Raw genomic sequence first — 6,684 nt, 5'->3', positions numbered from 1 at the left:
CTCCGCTTTGAGCTTCGCCATGTCCACCTCGCTCGGACAGTCGCGGGCACAGCCCTTGCAGCCGACACAGAGGTCCATCACCTCCGCGAGGAACTCGGGGTCGGTGCTGTCGGCGTCCAGCTCGCCGTTCATCGCGCCGCGGAGCATGTTCGCGCGGCCGCGGGTGCTGAGCCCCTCCTCCTCGGCCGCGCGGTAGGTCGGACACATCACGCCGCCGGTCGTCTCCTGGCCGCCGCGACAGCCGCCACAGCCGTGACAGAGTTCGACCATCCCCTGCATGCCGTTCTCCACGTCCCACTCCAGGGCCGGCTCGAAGCCGGCGTCGAACTCGTACCCCGGCGAGAACCGGAGGTGCTCGGTCATGTCGTGGTCGCCACAGACTGTCCCCGGGTTGAGCAGCCAGTCGGGGTCGAACGCCCGCTTCACGTCGCGGAACAGCTCCCAGACTTCGTCGCCGTACAGTTTTCTGTTCCACTGCGTGCGCGCGCGACCGTCGCCGTGCTCGCCGGAGACGGAGCCGCCGTACTCCACGACGAGGTCGGTGACGGCGTCCGCCACCGCCTCGAACTGGTTCAGCCCGGCCGGGCTCTTGGTGTCGACGAGCGGCCGCATGTGCATGCAGCCGGGGCCGGCGTGTGCGTAGAAGCTCGCGAACGTGTCGTGCTCCGCCAGCACCTCGCGGAAGTCCGCGACGTAGTCGTCGAGGTGTTCGGTCGGAACGGCCGTGTCCTCGATGAAGGAGATGTGCTTGGCGTCGGAGGTCCGCGACAGCAGGATCGGCGCCGCGCTCTTGCGGAGCTTCCAGAGCTCCTCGCGGTCCTCGGGGGCGTACGCCTCCAGCGCGTCGAAGGCACAGAGCGACTCGTCGGCCAGCAGGTCGCCGATCCGGCTGCGTGCGTCGGCCTCGCTCTCGGCGTAACACTCCACGAGGAGCGCCGTCTCGGTCCCCGCCGGTAGGGTCTCCACGAGGCCGGCGAACTCCTCGGTATCGCGGGCCAACTCGAGGAGCACGTCGTCGATGGCCTCGATCGCCGCGGGGTCGTGTCGGCGGACGATGGCGTCCACGTCGCCCATCGCGTCGATCAGGTCGGTGTACGTCAGCAGCGCCACGCCGGTCGTCTCGGGGACCGGCTCGAGCGACACCGTCGCGGCCGTGACGACGCCGAGCGTCCCCTCGCTGCCGGCGAACAGTCGGGCGAGGTTGACGGTCGCATCGGGGGCGGGCCGTTCGGTCGTGTCGATGGGCGCGGCGTCGTTCGCCCCGTCGTCAGCGTCCCGCTCCGCGCCGTCGAACGCCTCCGGATCGCCGTACGCCTCCGCGACCAGCCTGTCGAGGTTGTAGCCGGAGACGTTCCGCTTCAGTTGCGGGAAGGCCTCGGCGACCGCCGCGGCCTCCTCGTCCACGACGCGGCGCGCGACCTCGTAGATCCGCGCTCGCAGGTCGCCGTTCGGGTCGGCCCCCGCGCGGAGGTCGCCGACCGTCACCTCGCCGAAGCGCTCCACGCTCCCGTCCGCGAGCACGACCTCGACTGACTCGACGTAGGCGTCGGTCTTGCCGTACTGCAGCGAGTGCGCGCCCGTCGAGTTGTTGCCGATCGCCCCTCCGACGGTGCTCCGGTTCCCCGCCGCGGGGTCGGGGGCGAACTTGAGGCCGTGAGGAGCGAGAGCGCCGTTGAGGTCCGCGAGGACGGTCCCAGCCTCGACTCGGGCCCGCCGGTCCTCGGGGTCGACAGACAGCACGTCGCCCATGTGGGTCGTCAGGTCGAGGACGACGGCCTCGTTGACCGCCTGCCCGGCGAGGCTCGTCCCGCCGCCGCGGGGGAGTACCGGGATCCCTCGGTCGGCGCAGTAGTCGACGACGGCGGCCACGTCGGCGGTGGAAGACGGGAGGACGACGCCGATCGGCGTCACCTCGTAGGCCGAGGCGTCCGTGGCGTAGAGCCGGCGGCTCCCCTCGTCGAACCGCACCTCCCCGTCGACCCGCTCGGCGAGCGCCGTCACGAGCGCCGGCCGGTCCACGTCGCCGCTGACGTAGTCGTAGTCGGCTCGCGGATCGGCGGCGGGGTCGTCGAACGCGTCGTCCCCCTCGGTCTCGGTCGCGGAGTCCTGTGCCGCCATGGCTCACCCGTCCGCGTCGGGGCGCACGACGGCGTTTTCCAGTTCGCCGCCGTCGTCGAGCGCGGCGACGTTGCTCGCCACGATGTCCGCGAGCCGGTCCCAGTGCTTCGGCGTGTGGCCGCCGGTGTGGGGCGTGATCAGGCAGTTCTCCAGCTCCCAGAGGACGTGGTCCGCGGGGAGCGGCTCCGGGTCGGTGACGTCGAGGGCGGCGCCGCGGATCCCCTCCGTCTGGAGCGCCGACACGAGCGCGTCCGTGTCGATAAGTCCGCCGCGGGCCGCGTTGACAACGACCGCGTTCGGCGGGAGCGTCGCCAGCTCCGCCTCGCCGACGATTCCTCGGGTCAGGTCGTTGAGCGGACACGCGAGCACGACGTAGTCGCTGCGCGCGAACGCCTCGTGAACGTCCGCGTCGTCGAACCCGAGCACCTCGTCGGTCGGGCCGCCCTTCTCGGGCGTGTACCGGATCCCGATCGTCTCGACCTCGAAGCCGTCGAGTCGCTGAACGACGGCCTGTCCGATCGACCCGAGTCCGACGACGGTGACCGTGCTGTCGGTGAACTCCCGCGACCCGAAGTGCCGCCACTCGCCGTTCGTCTTCCGCCGCCACCCCTCGTGGAGGTTCCGCGCGAAGACGAGCATGTTGGCGACCGTCTGCTCGGCGATGCCGGGCGCGTGGATGCCGCCCGCGTTCGTCACCGCGACGCCGTGCTCGGCCAGCGCCTCGGTCGGCACGTGGTCGGTGCCCGCGAACGTGCACGCGAACAGGTCGAGCCGGTCGGCGCCGTCGAGCAGGTCGGGGTCGATGTCGATGCCGGTCACGACTCGCGCCCGGGGGACCAGCTCGCGCTCCTCGGCCGGCGTGCGCGCGTGCGCCACGGCGTGATCGGGCAGTCGCTCGCGGAGCGCGTCCGCGTACGACGCCATCGACAGTCCCTCGGTTCCCTCTCGTAGCACCACGACGTCCGGGTCGGCGTCCGATTGTGTGCTCATGTGGAGTGCTCGCGCCGGTGTGACGCGTTGGGCGTCCATCGGTGTGGGCGCCCTTATCCTTTTTGTGTGTACCTTATCAACGACAATTGTGTATAGTTAAGGCCGTGGAGTGAGAGAGTGACTCGCATGACCGAACCGATCCGGGACCGGCTCGTCAGCCTGCGTCGGCGCTTCCACCGTCACCCCGAGCCAGCGTGGCGCGAGTTCCTCACCACCGCGCGGCTCGTGGAGGAGATCCGAGGGATCGGCGTCGACGAACTGGCCGTCGGTCCCGACGCGTACGACTCCGACGACCGCATGGCCGTCCCCGACGCGGACCTCGGTCCGTGGATCGACCGCGCCCGCGAACGCGGCGTCGACGAGGACCTCCTCGACAGGATGGCCGGCGGTCACACCGGCGTCGTCGCGGAACTCGACCGCGGCGAGGGGCCGGCGATCGGTCTCCGGGTGGACATCGACGGCCTGTTCATCGAGGAGTCGACCGACCTCGACCACGATCCCGTCGACGAGGGGTTCCGCTCGGAGATCGACGGGACGATGCACGCCTGCGGCCACGACGCGCACATGACGTGGGGTCTCGCTGTCCTCGAGGCGATCGCCGAGAGCGACTTCTCGGGCCGGTTCGTCGTCTTCTTCCAGCCGGCCGAGGAGACCGGCGGCGGGGGGCACCCGATGGCGGAGAGCCGGTTCGCGGACGACCTCGACTACCTGCTGGCGGTCCACGTCGGCCTGGACCACCCGACCGGCGAGGTGGTCGCGGGGATCGAGAAACCGCTCGCGATGTGTCACGTCGACGCGACGATCGAGGGCACCTCGGCGCACGCCGGCAAGGCCCCCAACGAGGGCGACAACGCGATGCAGGCAATGGGGAACGCCATCGTGAACGCCTACGGCATCCCCCGTCACAGCGACGGGATGACGCGCGTGAACGTCGGTCGAGCCGAGTCCGGCACCGCGAGCAACGTCATCGCCGAGCACGCTCACATGGAGATGGAGGCCCGCGGCGAGACGACCGCCGTGATGGTGGACGTGAAGCGCCGGCTCCGGCGCACGGTGCGGTCGGCCGCGACGATGCACGGCTGCCGCGCGACGGTCGACGTGGTGAGCGAGTCGCCGCGCGCCGACAGCGACCCCGAGCTTCAGGCGCTCGTGAGCGAGGTGGCCGACGGGGTCGCCGGGATCGACACCGTTCTCCCGGCGGCGGACTTCGGCGCGAGCGAGGACGCGACGTTCCTGATGGAGCGCGTGCAGAACGAGGGCGGGTTGGCGACGTACCTGATCGTGGGGACGGACCACCCGACGAGCCACCACACGCCCACCTTCGACGTGGACGAGCGGAGCCTCCGTCACGGCGTCGACGTGCTGGTGGGGACGATCAGGGACCTCGAACGGCGGCACCCCGTTCCGCACGTCGAGGATGCGCCCCACGTGCGAGCCCCGTCCGACACCGGCGACGCGGCCAGCATCGGCGACGCGACCGACGACCGCGCATGAGCGAGGGGCGCGACCGCGCGGACGGCGGCGACGACGCCGATGGCGACCTCCCGGTCACGCTCGCGGACGTGCGGGCCGCCGACAGCCGCCTCGCCGATGTCGTCCATCGGACGCCGCTGGACACCTCGCGAACGTTCGCGGAAATGAGCGGCGCCGCGTCGCTCGGCCTCAAGCTGGAGCCGTTCCAGCGCACCGGCTCGTTCAAGATCCGCGGCGCCTACAACGCGATGGCGCAGCTCTCGTCGGCCGAGCGCGAGGCCGGCGTGGTCGCCGCCAGCGCGGGCAACCACGCGCAGGGCGTGGCGCTCGCGGGCGACCTGCTCGGGATCGACACGACGATCGTCGTCCCCGAGGTGACGCCGGCGGCGAAGATCGCGGCGACGAGCGGGTACGGCGCGACTGTGCTCGTGGAGGGGGACATCTACGAGCGCTCCTACGAGTTCGCCGTGGAGCGCGCCGACGAGACCGGCGAGACGTTCGTCCACCCCTTCGACGACGCGGCCGTCATCGCGGGACAGGGAACGATCGGGCTCGAGCTACTGGAGCAGTACCCCGCGATGGACACCGTGTTCGTCGCGATCGGCGGCGGCGGGCTCATCTCCGGGATCGGCACGGCCGTGGCGGCCGCTGACCGAGACGTCCGGGTCGTCGGCGTCCAGCCGGAGGGGGCGGCGCACGCGGAGCCGTCGCTGGAGGCCGGCGAGATCCGCCCGCTCGACGACGTGGACACGGCCGCCGAGGGGATCGCCGACACGCGGATGCTGGAGACCACCTTCGCGGTCGCGAGCGAGGTGATCGACGACGTGGTGACCGTCTCCGACCGCGAGATCGCCGCCGCGGTGACGCTTCTGGCCGAGCGACAGAAGACGGTCGCCGAGGGCGCCGGCGCCGCGCCGCTCGCCGCCGCGCTCGCGGACCGCGTCGCCCTCGACGGCGCCCACGCCGCCGTGGTCGTCTCGGGCGGAAACGCTGACCTCACCGATCATGCCGAGCTCGTGCGCACGGGGCTCCACGAACTCGGCCGCTACGAGACGGTCCGGCTCGCGGTCGACGACTGGCCGACCGCGCTCTCCGCGGTCGCCGCGGCCGCCGAGGACGCCGGCGCCGAGGTGGACGCGCTCGAACGCGCCCGACCGACCGCGGTCGACGACCCGAACCGGACTCCCGTGCGGATCGGGCTGGCCGGGAGCGGGCCGGCTCACCTGGACGAGGCGCTGTCGGCGCTCGACGCGCTGGACGGCGTTTCCGTCGTGCGCCGCTCGGCGGAGAACGGATAGCGGACCCGCACGACCTCGTCCAACTCGGTCGGACGCGGTCGGCGCGTCGGACGCGGTCAGGCGACGGTCGTGCTCGCGCCCACCGCGTCGACTGCGTCGACCGCGTCGAGGAAGAGGCCGATCCCCAACTCGATCTCGCGCTCCGTCGAGTCCAGCGGCGGGAGCAGCCGGATCGTTTTCTTTCCGCAGCCGAGCGTGAGCAGGCCGCGGTCGAGCGCGGCCTCCACGACGGCCGAGCGCCGCTCGGGCGTGTCGAACTCCACCGCGAGCATCAGCCCCTTCCCGCGCACGTCCACGACGTAGTCCGGCGCCTCGTCGCGGAGGAGCTCCGTCGCCTGCCGGCCGCGGCGGGTGGCGTTGTCCAGCAGGTCGTGCTCCTCGATCGCCTCCAGCGTGAACGCGCCCATCATGGACCCGAGGACGTCGCCGCCGCCGAACGTCGAGCCGAGGCGGTTCTTCTCGCTCGGGAACACCTCGGAGCGCGAGATCGTCGCGCCGACGCGCAACGCCTTCGCGCTCGCGATCACGTCCGGCTCGATGGCGTAGTGGTCCGAGGCCCAGATCTCCCCGGTCCGGCCGACGCCGGACTGGATCTCGTCGACGACCAGGGGGATGTCGTACTCGTCCGTGACGGCCGCGACCTCGTCCATGAACGCCTCGCTCGGGAACCGGTAGCCGCCGACGCCCTGGATCGGTTCGAGCGTGAGGAACGCGACCTCGTCTGGGTCGACGTGGCCGCCCTCGGGCGCGAGCATGTTCCGGAGCCGGGAGCCGCCGCCGGCGAAGAACCCGCAGTCACAGGTCC

The 6,684-nt window shown here is 71.8% G+C and carries 5 protein-coding genes; 2 read left to right on the top strand and 3 right to left on the bottom strand.

The window, feature by feature from the left end; genetic code table 11:
* Together AN233_RS05385 and AN233_RS05380 are read right to left on the bottom strand one after the other, a co-directional pair.
* Positions 1–2,118, bottom strand: a 2,118-nt coding sequence (locus AN233_RS05385; protein ID WP_141654127.1) for an FAD-binding and (Fe-S)-binding domain-containing protein, incomplete at its 3' end; no start/stop codon positions are given.
* A 3-nt stretch (positions 2,119–2,121) separates the two neighbouring features.
* Positions 2,122–3,108 carry a D-2-hydroxyacid dehydrogenase gene (locus tag AN233_RS05380; protein WP_058365810.1) on the bottom strand — a complete coding sequence of 329 codons (987 nt, stop codon included), beginning with the start codon at positions 3,106–3,108 and terminating at the stop codon, positions 2,122–2,124.
* A 126-nt stretch (positions 3,109–3,234) separates the two neighbouring features.
* On the opposite strand from AN233_RS05380, the gene AN233_RS05375 reads away from it, so the two are divergent.
* Positions 3,235–4,602, top strand: a complete 1,368-nt coding sequence (locus AN233_RS05375; protein WP_058365809.1) for an amidohydrolase — start codon at positions 3,235–3,237, stop codon at positions 4,600–4,602.
* On the top strand, positions 4,599–5,879 hold the full coding sequence (gene ilvA / locus AN233_RS05370) for a threonine ammonia-lyase (protein WP_058365808.1): 1,281 nt from the start codon (positions 4,599–4,601) through the stop codon (positions 5,877–5,879). The genes AN233_RS05375 and ilvA overlap by 4 nt, the downstream gene beginning before the upstream one ends.
* A 56-nt stretch (positions 5,880–5,935) precedes the next feature.
* Here ilvA and AN233_RS05365 read toward each other — a convergent pair.
* Positions 5,936–6,684 (bottom strand): aminotransferase class III-fold pyridoxal phosphate-dependent enzyme (locus AN233_RS05365; protein WP_125919981.1); only part of this gene is annotated, 749 nt, incomplete at its 5' end.

The sequence above is a fragment of the Haloparvum sedimenti genome, assembly GCF_001462205.1.
GTDB classification, from domain to species: domain Archaea; phylum Halobacteriota; class Halobacteria; order Halobacteriales; family Haloferacaceae; genus Haloparvum; species Haloparvum sedimenti.
This window is presented reverse-complemented; position numbering and strand designations above follow the sequence as displayed.